We start from the raw sequence: 25,088 nt of genomic DNA on the forward strand, positions 1-25,088 counted from the left end.
TGTCAACCGCCTTAACAAAAATAGAACGCCGTTGCAATCTGTTTTGAAACGGCGTTTCATTTCTGTCGCCCGCAGCCAGATTTGCGTCGTCGGATCGAACGAGTTCCCGGGGAGCGGTGCAGCGCCTGCCGTCGGTTCTGGCGCGGCCGGGCGGCGACGCCGCCTGTGCGGCGACTAGTCCGCGTGGGAGAACATCGCCAGTCCCGGTGTTTCGAGCTCGGCGCGCAGCAGGGTTCCAGTGCGGCTCTCGGTCACAAAAAGGCTTTTTCGCTCCACGCCACCAAACGCAAGGTTGGTGGTGCCGACGCCTGCGCAGGACACGATGCGATCGAGCGGCTCGGCCAGCGGCGAGAGCCGCCAGATCGAGCCGAAGCCGGTGTGACAGATCAGCAGATTGCCGCCGCTGTCGAGCGCAAGTCCGTCCGGACCGCCGGGACCGCCATGCAGATGCGAGAATATTCCGACCTTCGTCGTCAGGCCGCTGGCCGGCAGCGGCACACGCCATATCTGGTTGGCGCGCGTCACTGCGACGAGCAGAAAGCTCTCCTCGGGGTCGACGACGATGCCGTTCGGGCTGGGAATCGTATTGAGCAGGCATGTGAGCCGCCCATCCGGCGTGAGCTTCCAGACCCGGCCGGTGGGATCGTGCATCCCGGTCTGCCCCTGATCCGTGAAATAGAGATTGCCTGATGGCGCGAAGACCAGGTCGTTGACGCCCTTGAAGCTCTCGCTGGCGGCGGTTTCGAGATACGGCGTCACCTTGCCGCTGGCGCCGTCCAGCAGCATGATGCCGCGCTTGTAGTCGGTGATGAAGATGCGGCCGTCACGATGGATTTTCAATCCGTTCGGCCATCCATCATATTCCGACACGAGCTCCCACTCTCCGCCCACGCTGACGCGGAAGATGCGGCCATAGGGAATGTCGGTGACGTAGAGCCGGCCCTGCCGATCGAACGAGGGCCCCTCGAGAAACGAGTCGATCTCGCGTCCGCCCTGATTGGCATCGGCCCAGGCGGTCCGGCGCGGCTTGCGGAACCGGTCCGGAAGCCGCGTGAAGATGCTGGTCTCGATCCGGCGCGGCGGGCTGAAGAATGTCATGGGGCGACTTTCGCAAAACCGTAGAGCTCGGCAGGGTTGTCGACGAGGATACGCTTGAACACGACATCGCTTCCAGCGCATTGGGCGAAGAGATCGAACAGGCGCGCATCATCCGGCTTGCTGTCCCGCTCGGAAGGATGCGGCCAGTCGCTGCCCCAGACCATCCGCTCCGGTGCGGCTTTCACGTAGGCTGCCGCAACGGTAGCTGCGTCGGCGTAATCAGGCGCGCCCTGCTTGCTCGACACGTAGGGGCCGGACAGCTTGACCCAGGTCTTGCCGCGGTCGAGCAGGCCGCGGATGATCTTGTAGGGCGCGCTCTCGACGCCGGCCGGTTGCGGCACCTGCGCCAGATGATCGAACACGAGACGCCCCGGCAGAGAAGCGAGCAGATCGGCGTGATCTTCGATCTGCTTGGGGCGCATGTTGATCTGGCAGTGCCAGCCGAGATCGGCCAGGCGCGGCGCGAGCGGCTTGAGCGACTCCACCGTCAGCACGCCCGGAAAGCCGAGGTTGAAGCGAACGCCGCGGACACCTTGCTCGTCCAGCCGCCGCAGCTCGGCGTCGGAAATGTCCTCCGCGACGACGGCAATCACGCGAAAATTCTCCGCGCCGAGCGCCTGCCGTGACGCGATCTGCAGCCGGTTGTCGGTGCCATAAGTGGACGGCTGGATGATCACGCCTCGCGTGGTACCGATCCGGCGCTGCAGGGCGCGATAATCGTCGGGCAAAGCGTCCTCCGGCAGAAGGGTCGCGCCCTTCATGACCGGATAGGATTTGTCGTAGGTATGGAAATGGCAATCCGTGGCGCCAGCCGGCGCAACGAACCGCGGCTTCTCGGAACCGCTCGACCAGCGCACGTCCTGAGCCTCCGCCATCACGCCTTTTGGAAAAACCGATGCGCTCAGTCCAGCCAGGACTGCCCTGCGCGTGAGCGATGCTGCTGCCACGACCCGTGTCCTCCCCTACGTTTGTTAAGGGAAGGCTTATAAGCCCGCCAAGGCGGAGGCAGCAAGAAAAATGAAACGGCGTTCCGTTCTATCCCGCCGCGTTGGACCGCTTGCGCGGACCCTTTCCGGTACCGGACAATAGCGGTCCGCCGCACGCCAGGGTGAGCTTGGTGGCAGCGTCCAGCAGCGCTCCCTTGATCTGCTCCGCCCGCGCCGTGGTGAGACGGCTGACCGGCCCGGAGATCGCGAGCGCCCCGACCAGGGAATCGCCGATACCGAACACGGGCATGGCGAGTGCGGCGGCATGAGGATCAGTGATGCCGGACGTGAAGAGCGGCAGTTCGTCGTCGGCTCCGGGTGGTCCGGATTCGTACCGACGAAGCGTCTGCGCGATGGCCGATTTGTCCATCGGCCGGGTATCGCCCGGCTGCACGGTCATCCGGATACGGTTGGTGCTCTCCACCCGGAACAGACACAGCCGCTCCTCGCCGTTGCGAACATAGAAGGATGTCGTCTCGCCGGTTTTTGCCGCGAGTTGCTCCAGCACGGGCATGACGTGGTCGGACAGACGAAACGCCTGCTGATACGCGGTGCCGAGCCGCAACGTCTCCGCGTCGAGCCGATAAGATCCATCCGGCAAGCGCGCGAGCAGGCGGTATCGTTGCAGCGACAATGCGAGGCGCAGGATCGTGCTCTTGACGAGACCGGTCCGCTCCGCCAACTCCGCCAGCGACAAAGCAGCGTCGCCCCGACGGAACGCCGTCAAGACCGCGAGCGCCCGTTCGGCGGCCGATACGCCCTTGAGTCCAGGCTCCTTCTTCGCGGTCTGCTTTGCCATGTCCACCCTCTTCTCCGCCACTTCCTAAGGCATTCTGCCCGCAGGGAGAAGGGGCTACGACATCGTGGCGGATTCCAGAGAGGTGCTGGTTTCATAAACTGTCTGGGGATTGTGAACCGCAAGCCTTGAGGGCGAAGGCCGGCTGCTGCCGTCACGACCGAGAGTCCCCCACTCAGCCCACCCGAGTTTTATGTCACCGTAATCCCATTTCGCGAGAGTTTTCGCGAACAATTGGCTCTGCCTTATCATCGCGCGCGCACCGTGCCTCGATCGGGCCAGACGTCCGTCACGGCTCGGGCCACGCACGCATCGCAATCTTGATCGTGTCATGCAACGCCCGGGTCGGAACGCCGCTTGCGGCCTGAACCGAAATGCCTTGGGAGACGGTGCCGAAGTAACGGGCCAGGGCGTCTACATCGGTCCGAGGCGGCAACTCGCGCTGTTGACGCGCGCGCTCGAGGCAACTGCGGATCATGCCGATCCCCGACTCGCGAACCTCGCAAAGGACTTTAGCGATGCGCCTCGATTCCTCACTGCCCACCAACGCGCCCTGGACAAGAAGGCACCCCGCGGGCGTGGCGGGGCCACTCTGAAACGTTGCGAGAGCACGTAAGAAAGCCTCAAGCCCGTTTCTCGCGGAGGACTGCGTGAGGGAGGGAGCAGCAAAAGCTCCGAGGCGCGACTGGTAGCGCTCGAGGACCTTCAGGAAAAGCTCCTCCTTGCTGCCAAACACCGCGTAGAGACTCGGCTTATTGGCGCCGATAACCTCGACGAGGTCCATCATCGATGTCGCCTCGTAGCCCTTCGACCAGAAAAGCGTCAGGGCCTGATCGAGCGCGACATCCGGATCAAACTCTCTTGGTCTTCCGATCACACGCGGATCTCACGAATATTTTTTTACCGATCGGTAATTTAGGGCATTGACTCCCCGAAGTCCAGCGACGCATAACTTACCGTACGGTATAAAACGGATTTTGGAGACTGAGATGGCGGGTAAGTTGACTGGCAAGGTGGCGCTCGTAACGGGCGGAAGCTCCGGCATTGGCCTAGCGGCCGCGAAGCGGTTTGCCGCTGAAGGCGCAAGCGTCTACATCACGGGCCGCAACCAGCCTGCGCTGGATGCGGCCGTGGCCGCGATCGGCGGCAACGTCTTTGCGGTGCGGGCCGATTCATCGGTGCCGGCCGATCTCGACAAGGTCTACGCGGCGATCAGGTCCCGGAGCGGAAAACTCGACGTCCTGTTCGCCAACGCCGGCGTCGCCGCCTTCGTGCCGCTCGGCATGATCAACGCGGAGCATTACGACGGCATCGTCAATACTAACCTGAAAGGCGTTCTCTTCACTGTACAGCAAGCCCTGCCGGTTCTGTCCGATGGCGCTTCGGTGATCCTGATGTCTTCGACGGCGGGCTTCAAGGGCATGCCTGCGTTCAGCGTCTACAGCGCGACCAAGGCTGCAGTCCGCCAGCTGGCCCGCAGCTGGCTGCTCGACCTCAAGGACAGAAAGATTCGCGTCAACGTGGTGAGCCCCGGGATGGTCGACACGCCGGCGATCGCCGGTCTGGTCGGCGAGGCCAATGCGGCCGGCACGAAGGCGCATGTGAGTTCGCAGGTCCCGCTCGGGCGTATTGCGCGCCCGGAAGACGTGGCCGCGGCCGCTCTGTTCCTTGCCTCGGACGATGCCGCCTACATCAACGGTGCGGACATCCCCGTCGATGGCGGCGCAGGCCAGATCTGATCACTCGCCGAACGTCCTATCGGCTTTGCCGGACGGGCGCATGTCCCCGTCCGGCGTCACGAGGGTGCCGTCTTCCGCGCGAAGGCGACCCCAAATCGCCCTCGGGAGCCGCCGGCACCACGAAAGTCAATTCGCAATCGGTTCGCGAGGAAGAGCGCTGGGCTGATTCCCGCGCAAACGAAAAGGAGACAGGCGATGCGTTACAGGGTTTTCGGGGAGCGTTCGGGTCTACGCGTATCCGAATTGGTGCTGGGCACCGGGAGCTTCGGAACCGGTTGGGGGCACGGCGCGGACGGGGCAGAGTCGAAGCGCATCTTCGATGCCTACGCCGAGGCCGGCGGCAACTTCATCGATACCGCCAATGGCTATCAGTTCGGGCAGTCGGAGGAGATTCTCGGCGACCTGCTGGCCGGACAGCGGGACGACTTCGTTCTTGCGACCAAGTTCACGATGCGAGCCAAGCCCGATGACGGCATCCTTGTGACCGGCAACAGTCGCAAGGCCATGGTCGCCTCGGCCGAAGCCAGCCTGAAGCGTCTCAAAACCGATCGCATCGATCTTTTGTGGGCGCATGCGTCGGACGGGGTTACACCCGTCGAGGAAGTCGTGCGCGGTTTCGACGATCTCGTCCGCGCCGGCAAAATTCTCTACGGCGGCCTGTCGGATTTTCCGGCGTGGCGCGTGGCGCGTGCCGCGACGATTGCCGAACTCCGCGGAGCAGCGCCCATCGTGGGCATCCAGGTCGAGCACAGCCTCGTCGAGCGGACGACCGAGCAGGAGCTTCTTCCGGCAGGGCATGCACTGGGTCTTGGCATCGTCGCATGGTCACCGCTGGGCGGCGGCATGCTGACCGGCAAGTATCGCAGCGGCGAGAGTGGCCGCCGCGAGGGCTTCGGCGGACGCGTGTTCCAGCCGGAGGACTCGCAACAGCGCACGGCGATCCTCGACGAGGTCATCGCGGTCGGCAAGGAACTGAGCGTGACCCCCGGCGAGGTTGCGATCGCGTGGGTCGCCACCAAGGGTTCGCTTCCGATCATTGGGCCGCGCACGCTAACCCAGATTCGGGAGAACCTGCGTGCGACCGAAGTGAAGCTCGCACCCGACCAAATCTCGCGACTCGATGCTGTGAGTGCCATTCCGCCCGTCTTTCCGTATCGCATGCTCGACAACCCGGAGACGCGGCAGCTCTTCACCGGTGGAAAGTACGACCGCCTGATCGCACCGCTCCGGCCCGCACCTTGAGAAATTCCGTCCAGGGACGGTCACCTTTTCTCGCGTACGGACACCGCCGCCCGCGAGAAAAGCCGCCGCGCCGAAAGCCCAGACATCCCCCGATCGTGAAGAGCCACCTCGCAATGACCTGGTTGCCGATTGGCTCGAGTTTGCCGCGCGATATCTCGACACTTCGGCTTAGGCCGTGCTCCTCCATCAAACCGATACGACATCCCCAGTTTCCGCCGCGCGTTTGACTGCGTCGATCACCCCGAGGGTTTTGAGCCCTTCGCGCCCGCTCACCACGGGCTCGGCCGTGCCGCGGATAACCCCACAGAAATTGGCGATCTGCAGGCCGAGCGGGTCTTCCTTCTCGTAGCTCAGCCTCTCGCGCTCAAGCGGCACCCACCAGCTAGCGTTGCTCGGGTGATTCCAGAGATCGAGTTGCGGAATAGCCAGCGATGCCCTCGTGCCGCCGATTTGGTAACATGCCTCCTGCGTATGACTGTAAACAGGATTCTCACCAGCCGTGAATTCCCAACTCCAGGGCGACTGGATGGTATCGGAGACATTGACCGTTCCGAGCGCGCCCGAGGCGAAGCGCAGGATGATCACCGCGGTTTCTTCAACCGCATGCCCCCGCAGCCGATTGGACTGGGCAGCCTGTACGGACACGATATCCCCACACAGGTACCGCAGCAGATCGACATCGTGAATGAGATTCAGGAAGACAGGTCCCGCTCCTTTTTCGCGGCGCCAGGCCACGTCGAAATAATCATCCGGCTTGATCAGCCAGAACATGCCATGCACCGACACGATCTGACCGAGCCGGCCGCTCTCGATCTCCGCCTTGGCGCGCTGGATCATCGGATTGTGGCGGCGATGATGGCCGGTGAGCAGCGGCACGCCAACCCGCTCGGAGGCTTCGACCAGGGCCTGCGTAGCAATGACGTCATCTGCCAGCGGCTTCTCGATCAGCGCCGGGATGCGAGCTGCGATGCAGTCCAAGCCGTTGGCCACGTGCATCTGGTTGGGGGTGGCGACAATCACCCCTTCCGGCCGGTTTTCGGTGAGCATGTCCTGAAAGGACGGAAACCAGTCCACTTTCAGCGAAGCCGCCAACTCTCGCGCCGCCGGTGCCGGATCGACGATCGACGACAGCATCGCCTCCGGCCGCGCGAGAATGTGCTCGATGTGTCGCTTGCCGATGAGACCCGCTCCCATCACCGACAGACGAACTGGTGAACTCATACGATGCTATCCCTTCGCCTCATCAAGCAGCTTGGCCACACGGCGCAAGCCGAGCATATACCCCTGGGTGCCAAAGCCTGCGATGACCCCATCAGCCCGTTTGGAGACAAACGAGTGGTGGCGGAATTCCTCGCGCTTGTGCACGTTGGAAATATGCACCTCGATCACTGTCCCCTCGAACGTGTTGAGCGCATCCAGGATTGCGACTGACGTATGGGTGAAAGCCGCGGGATTCATCACGATCCCGGCAGCCGTCTCGCGCGCCTCGTGGATCCAGTCGATCAGCTCGTATTCCCGGTTGGATTGATGGAAGCGAAGCTCCAGGCCAAGCTCTTCAGCCAGCGCCCGGCAATCCCGCTCCACGTCCGCAAGCGTTTCGTGGCCATAGATGTGGGGCTGGCGCTTGCCGAGCAGGTTTAGATTTGGCCCGTTGAGGACGTAGACAAGGCGACTCATGAGAATAACTCCGTTCAGTGATGGGCGAGGATTTCGCCGAGGAACTGCCTGGTTCGGGCGTGTTTTGGATTGCGGAAGAAAGCCTCGGGCGCGCCTTCTTCGATGATCTGCCCTTCAGCCATGAAGATGACGCGGTCGGCGACCTGGCGAGCAAAACCCATCTCGTGGGTGACGCAGATCATGGTCATGCCGTCGTTGGCGAGGCCGATCATCGTGTCGAGCACCTCCTTGACCATTTCAGGATCGAGCGCCGAGGTCGGTTCGTCGAACAGCATCACCTTGGGCTGCATGCAGAGCGCGCGTGCAATCGCCACGCGCTGTTGCTGGCCTCCCGACAGCTGAGCCGGATATTTGTCAGCCTGGTCGCCGATACGCACGCGCTCGAGATATTTTCGCGCGGTCGCTTCCGCCTCGGCCTTGCCGATGCGGCGCGCGCGAATGGGCGCGAGCATGCAGTTCTGCAGGACCGTCATATGCGGAAAGAGATTGAAGCTCTGAAAGACCATGCCGACGTCCTGACGGACGACATCGATGGCCTTGATGCTGTCGTCAAGCCGGTGACCGTTCACCACGATGCTGCCCTGCTGGATCGGCTCCAGGCGATTGATACAGCGGATCAGCGTCGACTTGCCTGAACCGGACGGACCGCAGAGCACGATCTTCTCGCCCTTGCGCACGGTGAGATCGACGTCGCGGAGAGCCTGGTACCCGCCATACCATTTCTGCACGCCCTTCATTTCGATCAGGATCTGGTCCTGCATGGATTCGGCTCCCCTATCGAACGGCGGCCAACGCGCGCACCGTGTCGGCCGCTCGCCGTGGTCATTGAACTGTGAACGGAACGCCGGGGACCGAGTCCGGGAAGATCGGCACCGGCGCCTTCATCCACTTGGCGTAGAAGCTGGCCAGCTTGCCGTTCGACTTGATCTGGTCGATGAACGCGTTGGCGGTCTCGTTCCACTCCTTGTCGCCGAGGCGGGTGCAGGCCCCGTTGTACAGCGCAGTGAAGTGAAGCTTGGGCTCGAACCCAAGTTCGGGCTTCGCGGCGTTCAGACGCTGTGGATAGAAGCTGTTTGCGCCGACGGCCTGCACTTGACCCGAGAGCAGCGCCTGGATCGTGGCCGCATCATCATCAAACCTGCGGATCTCGGTGCCCGCCGGAGCATTGTTGGTGACCTGGGTGTCCTGCGTCGAGGACCGGGGAACGCCGATGACGTACTTGCCCATGTCGGCATTGCTGTTGATCGCCGTTGCCTGTGCCGCGACAAGCGTAATCTCGTTGGCGACATACGGCTTGGAATACTGCACCGCCTTTGCGCGCTCGGGCAGCATGGCCATGGTTGCGAACAGAATGTCGACGCGGCCCGTGGTCAGCGCCGGAATACGATTGGCGACCGCCAGCGGCACGAACTCGGCCTTCACGCCGAGATAGTCGGCGAAGGCGCGGCCCATGTCGGCGTCGATGCCATCCTGCTTTCCCGAGCTGTCGACATAGCCCCAGGGAGGATTGTCGCCCTGAATGCCGATGACGACGACGCCCTTCTTCTTGACGTCGTCCAACGTGCCGGCCTGCGATTTGCCTGCAGAGGCGAAAGCCGCCAATGCCAGCAGCGCGACCCCGAACTGGCGACGATTACGTGAAAACAACATGAGTATCTCCTCCTGGTGATGGCTGTTTGTGATTGGGTAGGCGTGCCGTTCCTACCTTTGACTGGCCAGGGCGAGCCTGGCCTCCATCCGGCTGCCCCACCACGACAGTGGCCAACAGAGGATGAAATACATCGCGCCGACCACGCCGAAGACGAGCAACGGCTGAAAGGTCTGGTTCGATACGATTTGACCGGCGCGGGCGAGCTCGATGAAACCGACGATCGCGGCGAGCGAGGTGCCCTTGATGAGCTGCACGAGATAGCCGATGGTCGCGGGCAGCGAGATGCGGATTGCCTGCGGCAGCACGATGTCGCGCATGCGGGAGGAATAGTGCAGTCCAAGCGCCATCGCCGCCTCGGTCTGGCCACGCGGCACGGCCTGGATCGCGCCGCGCCAGATCTCACCCAGGAAAGCGGAGGCATTCACGGTGAAGCCGATCGCCACCGCGACGAAGGCATCGAGCTTCAGCCCGGTGAGCGCCAAGCCGTAATACACGACGAAAAGCTGCAGCAACAGCGGCGTGCCCTGGAATATGCCGATGTAGATGCGGGTGATCCATTCCACGCCCTTGTGACCACAGGTGCGCAGCAACGCGACGGCCAGCCCCGCCGTAAAGCCGCCCGCGAATGCGACCAGCGTCAGCAGCACCGTCCATTGCAGCCCACGCAGCAGGAAGCCGAACTCGGCAAGACCAAAATGCGGTGTCATTGATCTCCCCCTCAGCGTGTCGGATAAGAGAAGAAGCGGTGGGAGATGACCGCAAAGCCCAGCATCAGCAGCCAGGAGATCGCGAGGTAGAGGAAGGTGACGGAGAAATAGACCTCGAAGCTGCGGAACGTGTCGCTTTCGATGCGCTGGGCAACCGACGTCAATTCATAGGCCGACACCGCCGAACAGATCGACGAGGTCAGCGTCAGCATGATGAACTGACCCGTGAGCGAGGGGTAGATGGCGCGAAGCGCGGGCTTGAGCACGATGAACCGGAACACCTGCCCTTTGTGCAGCCCGAGCGCGTAGCCCGCCTCTATTTGCCCTTTATGAATGGACTGTACCCCGCCGCGCATGATCTCGATGGCGTAGGCGCCGCCGTTGACGCCGAGCGCGATGATGGCGGTGGCGGTCGGATTGAGCTTCAACCCGACGAGCGGCAGCGCGAAGAACAGAAAGAAGATCTGCACCAGGAAGGGCGTGTTGCGCACGATCTCGACGAAGCCGATCACGATGGCGCGCAGCCAGGCCGCCGTCGAATCGCGCGCCGCGACGCCGCCGACACCGATCACCATCGCAAGCGTCATGCCGGCAAGCGCCAGGCCCAATGTCCCCACGCACCCCCACAGCAGTGCGGGCATCGCATGCCAAACCACCGAGAAATCGAGCGTATAGCCCATCTTGCGTTTCCTTTTGGGCGTTGTGCGTGCCGCTCGCCCATCGGCCTAAAGCGCGATGAGAATCCTCATCGCGCTTTAGATTATTGTTTGAGCATGATCTCCGCGCAAACGCGTTCCGCGTTTGTCGCGAGGGAAAACCGCTTCGCACTTTTCCGGATCATGCTTAGTGTCACCCTCCCAGGGAGGCAAAAGTGGCGAAGAATACGTCTGGATCAGGTGAGATGCCAGTGAACAGGCGGAATGCTTCGGTGCCCTGGAAGATCGCCATACCGCCGCCATCGACGGTGCGGCAGCCCAGGGCACGCGCCGCGCGCAGCAGTGCGGTTTCCAGCGGGAAATAGACGATCTCGGCGACCCACAGATCGGGACGCAGCAGGGCCGCGGGCAGCGGCGTGCCCGGATATTTGTCCATGCCGATCGGCGTCGCGTTGACAATTCCGTCCGCGGCAGCGACGGCCGCCGCGACATCCCCGCCGACCTTCAACCGCACGTCTTCAAATCGGGGGGACAAGCCGTCGACGACACTCTGCGCCTTGGTGACGTCGACGTCGACAATGGTCAATTCCTGCACGCCGAGCTTCAGAAGCGCGAAAGCAACCGCCGAACCCGCGCCGCCCGCGCCGAATTGGACCACACGACCAAGCGCTGCGCCCTGCATGTTGCGGCGAAAGTTCTCGGCGAAGCCGAACCAGTCGGTGTTATGGCCGGTCATATGGCCGTTCCTGATGACCACGGTGTTCACGGCACCAAGCGCTTCCGCGTCGGGCGAAAGCTCATCCAGGAGTGGAATGATTGCCTGCTTGCAGGGATGGGTCACGTTCAATCCGTCAAAGCCCATCCGCTGTGCCGCCGCCAGCAATTCCGGTAGCGCTTCGACACCGAGTTTCAACTCGGTCAGGTCGATCTTCTTGTAGAGATAGCGGATGCCCGCGGCGTCGGCGGCCGCTTCGTGCATGGGCGGAGTGCGTGACGCAGCGATGCCGCTGCCGATCAGACCGACGAGAAAGCTGGGCTTCTGATGCATGGCCGGCATCGCCCGTCAGCTCAAGGGGACGGTCAGGTCGGCGATGACCTGAGCCGTGCCCGGCCTGACGCCGCGCCACCAGGCAAAAGCTTCCGCCGCCTGCTCGACCAGCATGCCGACGCCGTCTGCCAGCTTGGCGACACCTTCGGCGCGGGCCGCTTGCAGAAAGGGGGTCAATCCCTTGCCATAGGCAAGTTCGTAGGTCAGCTCCGCACCGCGGAAAACATTGCCGGGAAGCGGCGGCATCTCACCGCGCAGGCTGGCCGAGGTCGCGTTGACCACGACGTCATAACCCTGGGCAAGGTCGGCCAGCTCGGCATAACCGCTGACGATCAGGGGGCCACAACCGGCAAACTCTTCAGCCAAGGCCACAGCTTTCGACAGCGTTCGGTTGACCAGCACCAGTTCGGAAGGCTCCTGGCGCAGGAACGGCAGCAACGCGCCGCGCGCCGCGCCCCCGGCGCCGAGCATCAGGACGCGACGACCGGCCATCTTGACGCCGAGATTGACGGTGATGTCGCGCACCAGCCCGATCCCGTCGAAATTCTCGCCAATGATCCGATCGCCGACGAACTTCAGGCAGTTTACGGCGCCGGCTCGGTCGGCGCTCTCTGAAAGCTCGTTGGCGTAGGCGAAGGCATCGAGCTTGAACGGGGCGGTGATGTTCAGCCCTTTGGCGCCTTCGGTCCGAAATTGATCAACCCGCTCGCTGAAGCCATCGAGGGGCCCCTCGATCGCCTCATAGACAAGGTCCTGTCCCGTCATTCTGGCGAAAGTGCCGTGAATGAGAGGTGACTTGCTGAAGCCGATCGGATTGCCGATCACCGCATAACGGTCGCTCATGGCTTACTCCTGCACAGCGGCTTCGTTGTAGAGCACCCCGTCACGCACCATCGCCTCGACGAGCTCGGCCGAAAGCCCGAGCGAGGCTGCAATGCGGCGATTGTCCTGGCCGAGCAGCGGCGCCGGAGTTCGTATCGTGGTGTCGCAATCGGAGAAGCGGAAGGGCAAGTTCGGCAACGTCACCTTGCCGAGCACGGGATGCTCCTGCTCGACCAGCATGCCGCGCGCGTGAATCTGCGGATCCTCCACGACCTCTTCGATCGTCTGCACCGGAGCCGACGGCACACCAACTGCCTCGAGTGCCGCAAGACAGGCATCCCGGGAGGGTTGGGACAGCGCCCAGGACCGCACAATCTCCATCGCTTCAGCATAATGCGCATTGCGCGCGGCGGGCGTGGTGAAGCGTTGGTCGGATGCCAAGACGTCTCCTCCGATCAGGCTCGCCAATCGCCGCCAGGCATCATCGACCTGCGCGGCGATGACAAGATTGCCGTCCTTGGCCGGAAAGACGCCGTAGACGGTCGAGTCCGGCTGTCCGCTGCCGGTCTGCTTCGGCAGGTCGACACCACCGGAGAGGAAGTAACGCTGAACCGCATAGTCGTGCATCGAGACCATGCAATCGTACAGCGCCAGATCGATGTGCTGGCCGCGCCCGGACGATGCGCGACCGACGAGCGCCGCATTGATCGCAGCCACGCCATGAATGCCGGTATACATATCAGCCAAGGGCATCCGCAGCAGCGGCGGCGGTTCACCGGGATTGCCCAGTTGCGCCAGAGCGCCCGACATCGCCTCCGCGATCAGGCCGAAGCCCGGACGGTCGGCATAGGGGCCGGTGTGGCCATAGGCGGAGACCGAGCAGTAGATCAATTTGGGATTGCGCGCCGACAACTCGATGTAGCCGAGCCCGAGGCGCTCCAGCGCGCCGGGGCGGTAGTTCTCGATGAAGACGTCGGCCGTGTCGATGAGCTTCATCATCATGTCGAGACCGCGCTTGTCGCGCAGGTCGATGCACAGGCCCTGCTTGCCCATGTTCTGCTGCAGGAAGTAGCCGGATTGTCCGTCCTTGAAATAGCCATGGGCGCGGCCCGCATCGCCTGCCTTTGGGCGCTCCACCTTGATGACCTCAGCACCCATCGCGGCGAGGCAGCGGCCCATGAACGGGCCGGCCAGGAAATGGCTGTAGTCGATGACGCGAATGCCTTTGAGGGGCAGGTCTTGCGCGGTCATGCCTGCCCTCCTGCGACGCTGGTCTTCGGGCGCATCGGGATCATCAGCCGGTGCTCGCCGAGCTGCACCACTTCGCCGCGCTGATTGATCAGCTCCGAAGGCAGCACCACGATGCCCCACCCTTCGCGCTTCGTGGCGCGCATTGAGCCGACGCGGAACTTGACGTGGACGGTGTCGCCGAGCTTGATCGGCAGCTTGAAATCCCACGTCCAGCCCAGCGACATTCCCGGAAGGAAGCGGTAGTCGGCACGGGTCTTCAACCCATCGGCCAGCGACAGACCAAACAGCCCATGCGCGACGCGCGTACCGAATGGTGTGGTTTTGGCGTATTCCTCGTCGACATGAACGGGCGTGAAGTCACCGGTCAGTTCGGCATAGGCATTCACCATTGCTTCGGTGACCGTCACCGCGGGCGTGACGCATTCGTCACCGACCTTGGCATCGTCCCAATAGCGCTCGTCGGTCATGTCGCGTGTTCCTTAGGCCCGTGGATTGATCGCCAGCGCCGCTTCCACGGCACCTGCACTGGCTTGCAAGATCTCGACGTTCAACCCGCCCGGCAGCTCGAGCCAGTTCGGCCCCGCCGGCAACGCCTTGGCTCCCCAGGCGGCGGCGCGGGCAAGCACGCCTTCGTAATCGTCGACCATGATGCCGAGATGGGCGAGGCGCCCCTCCGGTCCGACGAAGCTCGGATCCTCGATCAGCTGCACGCTTCCGAGCACCCACACCTGACGCGGGCGCGGGCCATCGGCGGCTTGCTCGTCGCGAATGGTGAGACCAAGCACCTCGCGGAAGAAGTCGACGTGGCGATCAACGTTCGGCACACGGATCGCGACGTGTTCGACATAGGCGCGCGGCAACGACATCGTCTCAGGCCTTTCCCGGATAGTCGCTGCGGGCGTATTCGAGCCCCTTGACCAACGCGACGAGGGTCGCGTTGACGGGGGTCGGCACGTTGAGCTTGGCGCCCCAACGCACGACGGAGCCGTGAATGTAGTCGACCTCGGTCGGGTTGCCGGACTGCAAGCTCTGCAACATCGAGGTCTTGAACTCGGGCGGCAGTCCAGCGGAGGCCATCGTCCAGGCAAGGCGCGGATCGTCAATCGAGATCTTCACGCCGGCAGCCTGTGCCACCGCGATGCCCTCCGAGATGGCCGCCAGCGCACAATCTTCCAGGATCGGCAGCGAATAGAGACCGCCATAGGTCAGGCCGGTCACGGCGGTGATTCCGCCGCCGGCGACGTTGATGAACAACTTGTCCCACATCGTGCCCAGGATGTTGTCGCTGAGCAGCGTGAGAATGCCGGCCCGATTGAACGTCTCGGAAATCCGCTGTGCGCGTTCCGTCAAACGTCCATCGAGCTCGCCGATGATGGTTTCCTTGCCGACCACCCCGGAGCGAACATGACCGGGTCCGAGCAGCACGCCGCCGACATAGGTCTTGCCGGCCATGACCCTGTTGCGACCGACTTCCTCCGACAGGATGTCTTCGTGGCCAAGGCCGTTTTGCAGCGACATCACGACCGTCTGCGGTCCGATGATCGGCGCCGCCGCCCGGATCGCGTCCCGCGTGTGATAGGATTTGACGAGGACGATGACGAGGTCCGCCACATCGCCGACCTGGTCCGCGGAGGTGCAGGCAGAGACCTTCACGACGGTCTCGGCGCCACCTTCGAGCATCCGCAGACCGCCGGCATTGATCGCCTCGACATGAGCCTGAAACGGATCGATCAACCAGACCTCGGCACCGCCGCGCGCCAGCGTGCCGCCGATGGTCGAGCCCAAGGCTCCCGCTCCGACAAAGCAGATCCTCATCCGAACGCTTCTCCCTCGCCGATTTTTGGCGTTGGGAGCGTGCTAGCAGGCCGCGTAGTATTTGAATATGCTATGGCGCTAATAACCATTATTGTAGATTGCAATGAAGCACCGGGACCTCTCCGAGACCAACCTGCTGGAGCCGCGCCTGCTCCGGCTGTTTGACGCCTTGTTCACGACCGGCAGCGTCACCAAGGCAGCCGAAAAGCTCGGTCAAAGTCAGCCGACCATTTCGATCTGGCTGGGGCGGCTGCGGCAGGAACTGGACGATCCGCTCTTCATCCGCTCAGCGGAGGGGATGCTGCCGACGCCGCGCGCCGAGGCTCTCATCGGCCCGGCGAGGCAGGCGTTGGAAATGCTGCGTCGCCTCGCCGAGCTTCGCACGGATTTCGATCCGGCAAGCGCAAAGCGCCGCTTTACCATCTGCATGACGGACGGAAGCCACGTCACGCTGCTTCCGTCCATTCTCGCCCACGTCCGCCGCGTTGCTCCCGGCGTTCGGATCGAGGCGACACAGATCGGCGCGGACACCCCGCGGATGCTGCAATCCGGCGAGGCCGATCTGGCGCTCGGCTACATCTCGGATCTCGACGCCGGACACTTCCAGCAGGCGCTGTTTCCGCAGGATTGGGTCTGCCTGGCAAACGCAAAACACGCCCGGATCCGCGACCGCATCACCGCGAGGGATTTCCGGCGAGAGGCGCACGTCCTCATTCGTTCCGGCACCGGACATCAATTGCTGGCGGACGCGTTGAAGCAGCAGCAGATCGTCCTCGACGTTGCGCTCGAGCTCCCGGGCTTTTTGGGGCTACCCGCAATCGTCGGAACGACTGACCTGATCGCCACCCTGCCAAGGCACATTGGCGAGACGCTCGCCCACTACTACGGACTGCGCGTACTCGACTGCCCGCTGGCGATCGCGGGCTTTACGGTGAAGCAATATTGGCACGCCCGTTTCCATCACGACCCGGCAAGCCAATGGTTGCGTGGCGTCTGCGCGGAGCTTTTTCAACAGCAGGACGTGCGGGGTCTACATCGGTCCGGTCGGGCCAGGAAGCGACGGCCGCGCAATTTGCAGCCGTCGCGGGCCTGACAACCAGCGCCCGCCCCTCCTTCAAGCGGCCGATTGCGCTGTTGGCATCCAGCTCTTGTCCTCCTGCGCCACGGCTGCCGCCGCGGCAATCTTCGATCCGGCTACCGGTTCGACGGCGTTACTCTGTCCGAGTTCACGGGCCAACACCTCACGGTCACAGGCGTTCTCCCACAGCGAAACAGTGATGGCCGCGACACAATTGCTGATCATGCTGGTCAGGGCCCGCGCCTCCGACATGAAACGGTCGATACCGACCAGCAACGCCACGCCGGTCACGGGCAGGTCCGGCATCACGGAGAGGGTCGCGACCAGCGCGACGAAGCCGCTGCCGGTGACGCCCGCCGCCCCTTTGGACGTCAGCAGCATCAGTCCGAGCATCGCTGCAATCTGTCCCCAGGACAGATGAATGTCGCAGGCCTGGGCGATGAAGATGGACGCCAGCGTGAGATAGATGGCGCTACCATCCAGATTGAACGAATAGCCCATCGGCAGCACGAGGCCGGACACGCCTTTGCGGCATCCGAGCTGCTCCAGCTTGCGCAGCGCACCAGGCAGCGCCGGCTCCGACGATGACGTGCCGAGCACGATCAGCAGCTCTTCTTTGAAGTAGCGGATGGTCTTCCACAAGCTGAAGCCGTTCAGCCGCGCCAGCGTCCCGAGCACCACGACCACGAAGACCGAGCAGGCGATATAGAATGTCAGGATCAGCAGCCCCAGTGAGCCGATCGAACGAATGCCATAGCGACCCACCGTGAACGCCATGGCGCCAAAGGCGCCGAGCGGGGCAAGCTTCATGATGAAGCCGAAGGAGACAAACAGAACCTGCGAGAACGCTTCAATCGCCTTCGTCACGACGGCTCCGCCGTCACCGGCGCGGCTCAGCCCAAAGGCGATGAGGATGGAGACCGGCAGGACCGGCAGCACTTCGCCATCGGCAAACGCGCCAAAGAACGAATGCGGGATGATGTGCAGCATGAAATCGGCAAATCCGGTCGCAGCTGCCTGCTTGGTGAATTTCGCAGCCACGGACGGATCGAGCGTACTGACGGATACATGCATGCCCGCGCCAGGCTGGATCAGCAACACCGCGATCAGGCCGGCCAGCAGAGCGAGCACGGTCAGCAGGTAGAACAACGCCATGGATTTCACCAGCGTACGGCCGACCTCGCGTGAATCGCTGATGCTGTTGATGCCGCCGACGATGGTGCAAAACACGATCGGCGCGATCATCATCTTGACCAGTTTGACGAAGCCATCGCCGAACGGCTTCAACGCGGCGCCGAATTCGGGCCAGAGGTGGCCGGTCAGCACGCCCAGTACGAGGCCGATCAGCACCTGAATGTAGAGGATCCGGTAAAGTGGCTTTCGCGCCTCGATGCGCGCAGACCCGGCCAGCACTGGCATGTGCATGTTCGTTTCTCCCTTGATTCCGATTTTTCGGCTCTGACTTTTCTTGATGGATGAAGGCGGGCCGAGTTCAGGCCGCCAGGATCGAATGAGGCACGTGCGCTCGCCTGGCGAAGACATGACCTTGGAAAATTCGGCGGGCGGTCCGCTGCACCCTGGCAACCGGGCCGGGCTCCAGCCGAACCACGAGCTGGCCGGAGGGATGGGCGAGCGTGATCGGCACCGGCGGCGCCAGCGGTCCGACCATCTCCGCGGCGATCGTTCCTGACGTCACACAGGCCGTCGCCACGGCGACCGCGCCGGTCACAGCCAGCGCGCTATGGCAGTCGTGCGGCATGAAATATCTGGTGTTCAACGCCGCCTCGGCCGCAGGCGCGAGCAGAACCGGCTTCGGGATCACCATTGCCGCGGGATTTGGAAAGCCCATCAGACGACCGGCTTCGATGCGCAAGTGCTCGAGACGCGCGCGGAAGCGCGTGTCGGTGAAGTCCGCATGTGCCTCACGGCCGCTGTAGCCGAGATCCGCCGCGCGGACCAGCATGACCGGCATCGCCGCGTCGATGCACGTCACATCGATCCCGTCGATTCGATCGACTGGTCGTCCGGTGGGAAGGAGGCGGCCGGTGCGTGCGCCAGCCGCGTCGGGAAACGACAGTTCGATGGGTGCGGCCGTCCCCGGCACCCCGTCGATCCGCGCATCGCCTTCATAGGTCACCCTCCCGCCAGGGGTCGAAACCGTCGCATCGATCAGCTTCCCGGTGTTGACATTGTGGATGCGCACCCGGGTGCGATCTGCGGTAGCGGCGACCAAACCGGCCTCGATTGCGAACGGTCCCACCGCTGCCAGCATATTCCCGCAGTTCGGCGACGTGTCGACGATCCCTTCACGCACCCGCACTTGGGCGAACAGGTAGTCGACATCGGCGCCGGGCATCGATGCCGGTCCGATGATCGCGACCTTGTTGGTGACGGCATTGCCGCCGCCGATTCCATCGATGCCCAGATCGTGCCCGCCCCCCATCACCGACAACAGGACCGCATCGCGCGCCCCGGGATCGGCCGGCAGATCGCCGGCCAGGAAAAACGGGCCGCGCGAGGTTCCGCCGCGCATAACCACACAGGGAATGGCAATTTGATCGTCCATTGGGCTGTTCCATTCACGGCACTTGCGTTCGGACCAGACCATCCTCCTTCTGAACTCTTTTGTGAAATGCAAATATCTGAGGTATTATTTCGATATTCGGTATAATGGATCCGCCCCGTGAACGCAGAATTGCTCGACCTCAAGGCATTCATCACCGTCGCGGAGACGGGAAGCTTTGTCCGCACCGCCAAGGCGCTGAACCTGTCGCAGCCGGCGCTCAGCCGACGCATTCAGAAGCTGGAAGAAAGCCTCGGTGCGCCGTTGCTCGAACGCTCGACGCGTCACGTCAATCTCACCATGACCGGCCGCGACTTCCTGCCGAAGGTGCGCCGTCTCATCGACGAGTTCGAGACCTCGGTGCTCGCCATCCATGACATCGGCGCGCGAAGTTCAGGCCTGGTCTCGGTGGCTGCGGTGCCGACGGCGGTGTTTTATTTCCTGCCGCGTGCGATCGGCCGGTTTGCCGAGGCGTATCCGCGCATTCGCATCCGAATTCTGGACATCGGGGCCAATGAGGGATTGGAAGCGGTCGCGCGCGGCGAAGCCGACTTCGGCATCAATTTCATCGGTGCCTCGCATGCCGAGATCGAATTCGAAAAACTGGTTGAAGATCCTTTCGTCCTGGCCTGCCGCCACGACCATCCGTTGGCGTCGCGCAAACAGGTAACCTGGTCGGAGATCGTGTCGCACCGGATCATCACCGTCGGTCGCAACAGCGGCAACCGCGCCTTGATCGACAACGCGCTGGCGCGACACGGCCTGCAACTGAACTGGTCCTATGAAGTTGCTCACCTCTCCGGCTCGCTCGGTCTCGTCGAAGCGGGCCTCGGCATCGCCGTGCTGCCACGGCTCGCGACGCCGGCCGCCGGCCATCCGATCATTCACACCGTCAGCCTGACCGCGCCGGAGGTGTCGCGAACCATCGGAATCGTGCGCAGGCGCGGGTCGACGCTATCCCCTCATGCCAGCCAATTTCTCAAGATGCTCCTCGAGGCATGGCGCTCGCCTTCACGGGCGACCGGTCGAGACAGGCCGCGGCGTCGCCCCTAAAGGCTTCAAGCGCTCCAGGAAGCCGTGGCGGGTTCCCGGCCATCAGTTGAAATCCGCGATGCGGGCATCGAGCGTGAACATTGTTTGAAAGACTTCCGGCTCGCTTGCGCCGCCGAGGATGTCGGGCGCAACCGCGGACGACGCCGAACACGCGGGATGCCAGGAAGCCTCTGGTCGCGACGCGCTCGGTGGTGTGCTTGCGCGTCAGCCAGTGCCGGGAATCGGTCCAATCCCCGGTCGTGACGTCGCTCCAGATGGCAAGAATCCGGATCCCGCATTGCGCTCTCCTTGCTTACGCCTGAGCCGCGGCCGCAAGCCCGTGCAGAGCCGGCGGGATCGTTGCGGGCAATTGCCCGAGGCGCTGGACGGCCGCCAGCATCGCGACGAGATAGCCGTAGGGGCCGAGACCGCAAATGACCGAAGTGCAGGCGCCCGAGGTGATCGAGTGACGATGAAGCTCGTCGCGCGCGTGGATGTTCGAGATGTGCAGCTCGATCTTCACGCCTTCGAAAATCTTCAGCGCATCGATCAGGGCGATCGAGGTGAAGGAATAGCCCGCCGGATTGATGATGATCGCATCCGCCGCGCCATGGGCGGACTGAATCAGGCCGACCAGCTCGCCCTCCATGTTGGACTGATGGAACGAGACGGAGACACCGAGCTGGTCGGCCAGTGCCTGGCAGCTGGCCTCGATCTCTTTCAGTGTGGTCCGGCCGTAGATGTGCGGCTCCCTGATGCCGAGAAAGTTGAGATTGGGTCCATTGAGGATCATGATTTTCGCGGCCATTGCCCTGCTCCTTCGATTGTTTCCGATGCGACTAGCCACCGGACCACCGCGCCGGGACCGTCACCAGACCCGGGGGATCATACCATCGCGAACAGCACGATCAGCCGTGCGATCATGAAGGGCCAGACGCCCGAAGATGACGAAGCCGATGCTGGGTGGGATGACCGGGCCGATGACGCCGCCGGCGGCGACGAGACCTGCGGCATAGGTCTCTTGTGGTCCGCCGCCACCATCGCCTCCTCGATCTCTATGAAGAGGTCAACCAGGATGCCATGTATCTCGGAGGCGACCGTATCGTGGCGCAGGCCGGCGAAGCCGTGCGCAGCATGCCGCCGATCGTCACGGCGTTGCCCATCAGCGGCAGCGCGCCAGCCTCGCGCCAGCTTCGCACCGGAAACTGTCCGGGCGGCACGCGGCGATCGTACGCTGCGGACCCGCAAGCACGGCCGAACGCGAACGGACGAAACGAGAAGGCAAGTGCTGCGGACGTCTCTGCCCGGCTAGCGATGTCACCTCGTTCCTTTTTCTGGTCAGTCTATGAACCGTCAAGAGCGCCGGGCTGCGGCCAAACAATCCCCGAAGGCTGCGCCACAGGGTCTGGCGGCCGCCAAGAGCCTGGAAGCCGCAAAGCAGGCCCAGGCGCTGTTCAGGCTCGGCCGCTATGCCGAAGCGCTGGAATGCTTCGACACATTCGCCAGGCTCAATCCTGATGTCGCCCCTCTCTATCAGACGCGCGGACTTTGCCTGCAACGGCTGGGCCGGTTCGAGGACGCCCGCGCCGACTTTGAGAGGTCGATCGCGCTGAACCCCCATGAGGCGGAGACGCACAAGAATCTCGGCACGCTTCATTCGCGACTGGGACGGATGGAGCAGGCATTTGCCAGCTTCGATCGCGCGCTCGCACTTCGTCCCAATTTCTCCGCGGCGCTCAACGAGAAAGCACGGGCGCTGTGGAGCATGCAATTGCTGGACGAGGCCTTCGCGGCCTTTCACCAGTCGCTGGCGGTCGACCCCGGCAATGCGGACACGACCTGGAATCTCGCGCTGCTGCAGATGCTGACCGGCGATTTCGAGCGCGGCTGGCGCGGACGCGAGGCGCGCTGGACGGCGCCGTCGCTCGGCCTTGCCAAGCGCGAATTTTCCCAGCCGCTCTGGCTCGGCGACCGGCCGCTTGCGGGCAAGACCATCCTGCTTCATGCCGACGAGGCGCTCGGCGATTCCATCCAGTTTGCGCGCTATGCGCCGATGGTGGCCGCGCTCGGAGCCCGGGTCATCCTGGAGGTCAGGCCTGCGGTCCGGCGGCTGCTGGCCGGAGTCAGCGGCGTCGCAGATTGCGTCGACCGATCGACGACGCCGTCCCTCGCGTTCGACCTGCACTGCGCCCTCGGCAGCCTGCCGCTGGCGTTCGGGACGCGGCTCGACACGATCCCGTTCGCACAAGGCTTTCTTCCCCCGGCGCCCGCCGAACGCGTCGAGGCGTGGCAGGAGCGGCTCGGGCCGCATACGCGCTTGCGCGTCGGCCTGGTCTGGTCGGGAGATCCGGTTCACAACAACGATCACAACCGATCGATCGGCCTGCAAGCGCTTTCGCCGCTGCTGGATTGCGACGTGCAGTTCGTCTCCCTGCAAAAAGGCATCCGGGATCAGGACCGCGCCTTCCTCGGCCAGCGCCCCGACATCCTCGACCTGACGGACCAGCTGACGGATTTCAGCGACACGGCAGCCCTGGTTGGCTGCCTCGATCTGGTGATCTCGGTCGACACCAGCGTCGTGCATCTCACCGGCGCGCTCGGCGAACCGGTCTGGACGCTGCTGCCGTTCAACCCGGATTGGCGCTGGCTGCTCGACCGCGACGACAGCCCCTGGTATTCGTCGATGAGGCTGTTCAGGCAGCCCGCCAGAGGCGACTGGGCGAGCGTCGTGGATCGTGTGCGCGGCGAACTCGCGCGGCGCGTTTCGGAATGGCGGGCTGAGCGAGAGCCGTCTTCGCGTCTGCCTGCCGGTCCGGGAACGACCTGAGCGCCTGTCCGCCTGAAGGTCATGGCGAGATGGGCCTCGCCGCCTTCAATCCTCCACCCGGTAGAGCCGCCACCGCGCCGGCACGCCCTTGAGCTGGTGGCTGCCGTGATCCCTGAGGCGGATCTGCGCCTGCGATGCCAGCAGGTCCTTCACCGCGCGCGAGACCAGGACTTCGCCGGCGCGCGCCTTCGCGGCGACGCGGGTGCAAATGTGGAAGGCAAGGCCGACCATCTCGCCGCCGCTCATCGTGTACTCGCCGGCGTGCAGGCCCACCCTGATATCGAGGCCGAGCGTGCGCACGGCCTGCCGGATCGCGGTCGCGCAATTGATGCCGGCGGCCGGCGCCTTGAAGGTCGCGAGCACGCCGTCGCCGGTCGTCACGACCTCCTTGCCGCGTGAAGACTTCAATTCCTTGCGAACGGCCGCGTAGTAGAGGCTCATCACCTTGGTCCAGCGCGCATCGCCGAGCTTGGCGGCCTTTGCCGTCGAGCCGACGATATCGACGATCAGGATCGTGGCGAGCGCCTGCTTGAGCTCGGCGCCGCCATTGGCGGATCTGCGCCGGATCGCGATTGCGCCGGTGAGCGGCTGATAATCATGGCTGCGCCGCCGCGCGATCGCCGATCTGGTGTAATCCTGGGCGCGCTGCACGGTGCCGCAGCGGACGGTTTTCTCCTGCGGCAGATGCGTCCAGTAGACCTTGCGTCCCTTGCCGGCGCCTTGCACCTCGACGGCGCCCCATTTCAGGAACACCGCCGTGCCGACCCGCCGCACGCACCACGCCTTCGACGTGTATCCCGAGACGTTCGACTGATGCAGGCCGATGCGAAGGAATTTGGGCATGATCGTGCGGCCAAGCGACAGGCCATTTTTTCGGAGCTGAGACCGAGCGTAATTGCACGTTCCCGCCTTGGCAACAGTGCGGGACAATTTGTCGATGTCAGGACGGCCGATGATCATCGCGAGCGCGGCCGGCAAGACGCGCAAGCTCTTCGATGAACCGCCCGATGTCGTCATCCGACGAGTAGATGTGAGGCGCGACGCGGACGATCCTCTGGAGTCCCCGCGCTTTGAGCTCCCATCGGGCATAGTCAACGCCCACAGACGCGACCGCGATGCCGCGCCTTGCAAGCTCCGCCACGATGATGTCCGCAGGCAGGGATGCATGCTGAAACGTCAGGAACGCCGCCTCGCCATCCTCGTCCTCGAACACCGTGAGGCCGGGGATGTCGCGCAGCCCCGCACCCAGCCGACGCAGCGTCTCGACATTGTGGGCACGCACGTTCGCAATGCCGATGCGGTCCAGCTCCTGAAGGGAGGCCCGCAGGCCGAGGCGACCGGCAGCGGAGAACTCCCACGCCTCGAAGCGCCGCGCATCGTCCCGCGACAGGAAGCTGTCATCCGGACGCCAGGTGCCGGCGCTCTGGTCAATGATGATCGGCCGGGCCAGCCGGTGCAACGCCCGATCCGACAGCGCCATCATCGCCTGCCCGCGACCGCCGCGGAGCCACTTCCGGGCCGGTGCGACCAGGATATCCGCGGAGGTCCCGAGCAGCGTCAGCTCGAACTGCCCGACGGCTTGCGCGCCATCGACGAAATAAAGGCAGCCATCGGGACGTGCAATGGAACCGAGCGCTTCGACCGGCTGGCGCAGGCCAAAGCTGTTGGCAACGGCCGATGCACATATCGCGACCGTGCGCTCATCGACCAGAGCCGCAGCTTGCTCGACATCGATCAGCCCCTTGCTGGTCATCGGCAACCTGACCAACTCCGCTCCGATCGCCGCCGCGCGCCGCACCGCGTTCAGAATGTTCCCGCCCCAATCGTTGCGCGCGATCAGGATGCGATCGCCGCGCTCGAGCGGCATCGCCGCAAAGGCCAGTGCCCAGAGCCGGCTCGTCTGCTCGCCAAAAGCAAGGTGCGTCGGGGCAACGCCGGTCAGGCGGCCCGCCAGGATTCGCGTCTCATCAATGGCGCTGCTCGCATCGGCCGCCGCCCAATGCGCGCCGCGCCGCGCCTCGAGATCGAGATGCGCCTTGATCGCCGTTACGACGCACTCGGGCATCAGGCCGGCCCCAGCGGCATTCAGATGCGTCACCG

The 25,088-nt window shown here is 64.0% G+C and carries 27 protein-coding genes; 5 read left to right on the forward strand and 22 right to left on the reverse strand.

The genetic code is table 11. From position 1 onward, the window contains the following. Nucleotides 1-174 precede the first annotated feature (174 nt). The 4 genes from G8O24_RS16675 to G8O24_RS16690 form a co-directional block, all read right to left on the reverse strand. The gene (locus tag G8O24_RS16675; RefSeq protein WP_188101065.1) at nt 175-1,098 is read right to left on the reverse strand and encodes an SMP-30/gluconolactonase/LRE family protein; all 924 of its coding nucleotides are present in this window, start codon (nt 1,096-1,098) and stop codon (nt 175-177) included. Beyond that, nucleotides 1,095-2,045 carry an amidohydrolase family protein gene (locus G8O24_RS16680; RefSeq protein WP_188101066.1) on the reverse strand — a complete coding sequence of 317 codons (951 nt, stop codon included), beginning with the start codon at nt 2,043-2,045 and terminating at the stop codon, nt 1,095-1,097. Before G8O24_RS16680 ends, G8O24_RS16675 begins: the two co-directional genes overlap by 4 nt. An 88-nt stretch (nt 2,046-2,133) precedes the next feature. Then, a complete protein-coding gene (locus tag G8O24_RS16685) occupies nt 2,134-2,883 on the reverse strand; it encodes an IclR family transcriptional regulator (RefSeq protein WP_188101068.1) in 750 nt (249 codons plus the stop codon). Nucleotides 2,884-3,169: 286 nt separating this feature from the next. Further along, nucleotides 3,170-3,757: a TetR/AcrR family transcriptional regulator gene (locus G8O24_RS16690; RefSeq protein WP_188101069.1), complete on the reverse strand. Its 588-nt coding sequence runs from the start codon at nt 3,755-3,757 to the stop codon at nt 3,170-3,172. Nucleotides 3,758-3,869: 112 nt separating this feature from the next. Here G8O24_RS16690 and G8O24_RS16695 point away from each other — a divergent pair, with 112 nt between their 5' ends. Together G8O24_RS16695 and G8O24_RS16700 are read left to right on the forward strand one after the other, a co-directional pair. Beyond that, nucleotides 3,870-4,619 (forward strand): SDR family NAD(P)-dependent oxidoreductase, encoded by a 750-nt coding sequence (locus G8O24_RS16695; RefSeq protein WP_188101071.1) that lies wholly within the window; start codon nt 3,870-3,872, stop codon nt 4,617-4,619. Between the two features lie 195 nt (nt 4,620-4,814). Next, on the forward strand, nt 4,815-5,861 hold the full coding sequence (locus G8O24_RS16700; RefSeq protein WP_188101073.1) for an aldo/keto reductase: 1,047 nt from the start codon (nt 4,815-4,817) through the stop codon (nt 5,859-5,861). A gap of 186 nt (nt 5,862-6,047) precedes the next feature. Here the strand turns inward: G8O24_RS16700 and G8O24_RS16705 are convergent, their stop codons facing one another. The 12 genes from G8O24_RS16705 to G8O24_RS16760 form a co-directional block, all read right to left on the reverse strand. Then, on the reverse strand, nt 6,048-7,082 hold the full coding sequence (locus tag G8O24_RS16705) for a Gfo/Idh/MocA family protein (protein WP_188101074.1): 1,035 nt from the start codon (nt 7,080-7,082) through the stop codon (nt 6,048-6,050). 6 nt (nt 7,083-7,088) lie between these two features. Next, a complete protein-coding gene (gene aroQ / locus G8O24_RS16710; RefSeq protein WP_188101076.1) occupies nt 7,089-7,538 on the reverse strand; it encodes a type II 3-dehydroquinate dehydratase in 450 nt (149 codons plus the stop codon). A gap of 14 nt (nt 7,539-7,552) precedes the next feature. Beyond that, the gene (locus G8O24_RS16715) at nt 7,553-8,299 is read right to left on the reverse strand and encodes an amino acid ABC transporter ATP-binding protein (protein WP_188101077.1); all 747 of its coding nucleotides are present in this window, start codon (nt 8,297-8,299) and stop codon (nt 7,553-7,555) included. Nucleotides 8,300-8,360: 61 nt separating this feature from the next. Beyond that, the gene (locus tag G8O24_RS16720; RefSeq protein WP_188101079.1) at nt 8,361-9,188 is read right to left on the reverse strand and encodes a transporter substrate-binding domain-containing protein; all 828 of its coding nucleotides are present in this window, start codon (nt 9,186-9,188) and stop codon (nt 8,361-8,363) included. A 51-nt stretch (nt 9,189-9,239) separates the two neighbouring features. Beyond that, nucleotides 9,240-9,896, reverse strand: coding sequence for an amino acid ABC transporter permease (locus G8O24_RS16725; RefSeq protein WP_188101081.1), 657 nt, complete (start codon nt 9,894-9,896; stop codon nt 9,240-9,242). 11 nt (nt 9,897-9,907) lie between these two features. Beyond that, nucleotides 9,908-10,576 (reverse strand): amino acid ABC transporter permease, encoded by a 669-nt coding sequence (locus tag G8O24_RS16730; RefSeq protein ID WP_188101082.1) that lies wholly within the window; start codon nt 10,574-10,576, stop codon nt 9,908-9,910. Between the two features lie 169 nt (nt 10,577-10,745). Beyond that, on the reverse strand, nt 10,746-11,600 hold the full coding sequence (locus G8O24_RS16735; protein ID WP_188101084.1) for a shikimate dehydrogenase: 855 nt from the start codon (nt 11,598-11,600) through the stop codon (nt 10,746-10,748). Nucleotides 11,601-11,615: 15 nt separating this feature from the next. Next, nucleotides 11,616-12,443 (reverse strand): shikimate dehydrogenase, encoded by an 828-nt coding sequence (aroE, locus tag G8O24_RS16740; protein ID WP_188101085.1) that lies wholly within the window; start codon nt 12,441-12,443, stop codon nt 11,616-11,618. A 3-nt stretch (nt 12,444-12,446) separates the two neighbouring features. Next, nucleotides 12,447-13,673, reverse strand: a complete 1,227-nt coding sequence (locus G8O24_RS16745) for a CaiB/BaiF CoA transferase family protein (RefSeq protein WP_188101087.1) — start codon at nt 13,671-13,673, stop codon at nt 12,447-12,449. Next, nucleotides 13,670-14,140 (reverse strand): MaoC family dehydratase, encoded by a 471-nt coding sequence (locus G8O24_RS16750; protein ID WP_188101088.1) that lies wholly within the window; start codon nt 14,138-14,140, stop codon nt 13,670-13,672. Before G8O24_RS16750 ends, G8O24_RS16745 begins: the two co-directional genes overlap by 4 nt. 12 nt (nt 14,141-14,152) lie before the next feature. After that, nucleotides 14,153-14,539, reverse strand: coding sequence for a VOC family protein (locus tag G8O24_RS16755; RefSeq protein WP_188101090.1), 387 nt, complete (start codon nt 14,537-14,539; stop codon nt 14,153-14,155). A gap of 4 nt (nt 14,540-14,543) precedes the next feature. Continuing rightward, on the reverse strand, nt 14,544-15,488 hold the full coding sequence (locus G8O24_RS16760; protein WP_188101092.1) for a ketopantoate reductase family protein: 945 nt from the start codon (nt 15,486-15,488) through the stop codon (nt 14,544-14,546). Between the two features lie 103 nt (nt 15,489-15,591). Between G8O24_RS16760 and G8O24_RS16765 the strand changes: the two genes are divergently transcribed. Continuing rightward, nucleotides 15,592-16,581 (forward strand): LysR family transcriptional regulator, encoded by a 990-nt coding sequence (locus tag G8O24_RS16765; RefSeq protein ID WP_188101094.1) that lies wholly within the window; start codon nt 15,592-15,594, stop codon nt 16,579-16,581. A 21-nt stretch (nt 16,582-16,602) separates the two neighbouring features. Here G8O24_RS16765 and dctA read toward each other — a convergent pair whose 3' ends face one another. Further along, entirely contained in the window at nt 16,603-17,985 is a 1,383-nt protein-coding gene (dctA, locus tag G8O24_RS16770; RefSeq protein ID WP_306666307.1) for a C4-dicarboxylate transporter DctA, read from the reverse strand. A gap of 73 nt (nt 17,986-18,058) precedes the next feature. Next, nucleotides 18,059-19,132 carry a 4-oxalomesaconate tautomerase gene (locus G8O24_RS16775; protein ID WP_188101098.1) on the reverse strand — a complete coding sequence of 358 codons (1,074 nt, stop codon included), beginning with the start codon at nt 19,130-19,132 and terminating at the stop codon, nt 18,059-18,061. A 117-nt stretch (nt 19,133-19,249) separates the two neighbouring features. On the opposite strand from G8O24_RS16775, the gene G8O24_RS16780 reads away from it, so the two are divergent. Further along, the gene (locus tag G8O24_RS16780) at nt 19,250-20,182 is read left to right on the forward strand and encodes a LysR family transcriptional regulator (RefSeq protein WP_188101100.1); all 933 of its coding nucleotides are present in this window, start codon (nt 19,250-19,252) and stop codon (nt 20,180-20,182) included. A 292-nt stretch (nt 20,183-20,474) separates the two neighbouring features. Here the strand turns inward: G8O24_RS16780 and G8O24_RS16785 are convergent, their stop codons facing one another. Then, nucleotides 20,475-20,969 (reverse strand): type II 3-dehydroquinate dehydratase, encoded by a 495-nt coding sequence (locus G8O24_RS16785; RefSeq protein WP_188101102.1) that lies wholly within the window; start codon nt 20,967-20,969, stop codon nt 20,475-20,477. Between the two features lie 60 nt (nt 20,970-21,029). Then, nucleotides 21,030-21,143, reverse strand: a complete 114-nt coding sequence (locus G8O24_RS45170; protein WP_311972344.1) for a hypothetical protein — start codon at nt 21,141-21,143, stop codon at nt 21,030-21,032. 363 nt (nt 21,144-21,506) lie between these two features. Between G8O24_RS45170 and G8O24_RS16795 the strand changes: the two genes are divergently transcribed. Then, nucleotides 21,507-22,988, forward strand: coding sequence for a tetratricopeptide repeat protein (locus tag G8O24_RS16795; RefSeq protein ID WP_188101104.1), 1,482 nt, complete (start codon nt 21,507-21,509; stop codon nt 22,986-22,988). A 45-nt stretch (nt 22,989-23,033) separates the two neighbouring features. Here G8O24_RS16795 and G8O24_RS16800 read toward each other — a convergent pair whose 3' ends face one another. Further along, a complete protein-coding gene (locus G8O24_RS16800; RefSeq protein ID WP_188101106.1) occupies nt 23,034-23,831 on the reverse strand; it encodes an adenylate/guanylate cyclase domain-containing protein in 798 nt (265 codons plus the stop codon). A 97-nt stretch (nt 23,832-23,928) separates the two neighbouring features. After that, nucleotides 23,929-25,086, reverse strand: a complete 1,158-nt coding sequence (locus G8O24_RS16805; protein ID WP_188101108.1) for an aminotransferase class V-fold PLP-dependent enzyme — start codon at nt 25,084-25,086, stop codon at nt 23,929-23,931. Nucleotides 25,087-25,088: the final 2 nt, after the last annotated feature.

The organism is Bradyrhizobium campsiandrae, assembly GCF_014529705.1.
GTDB lineage: Bacteria > Pseudomonadota > Alphaproteobacteria > Rhizobiales > Xanthobacteraceae > Bradyrhizobium > Bradyrhizobium campsiandrae.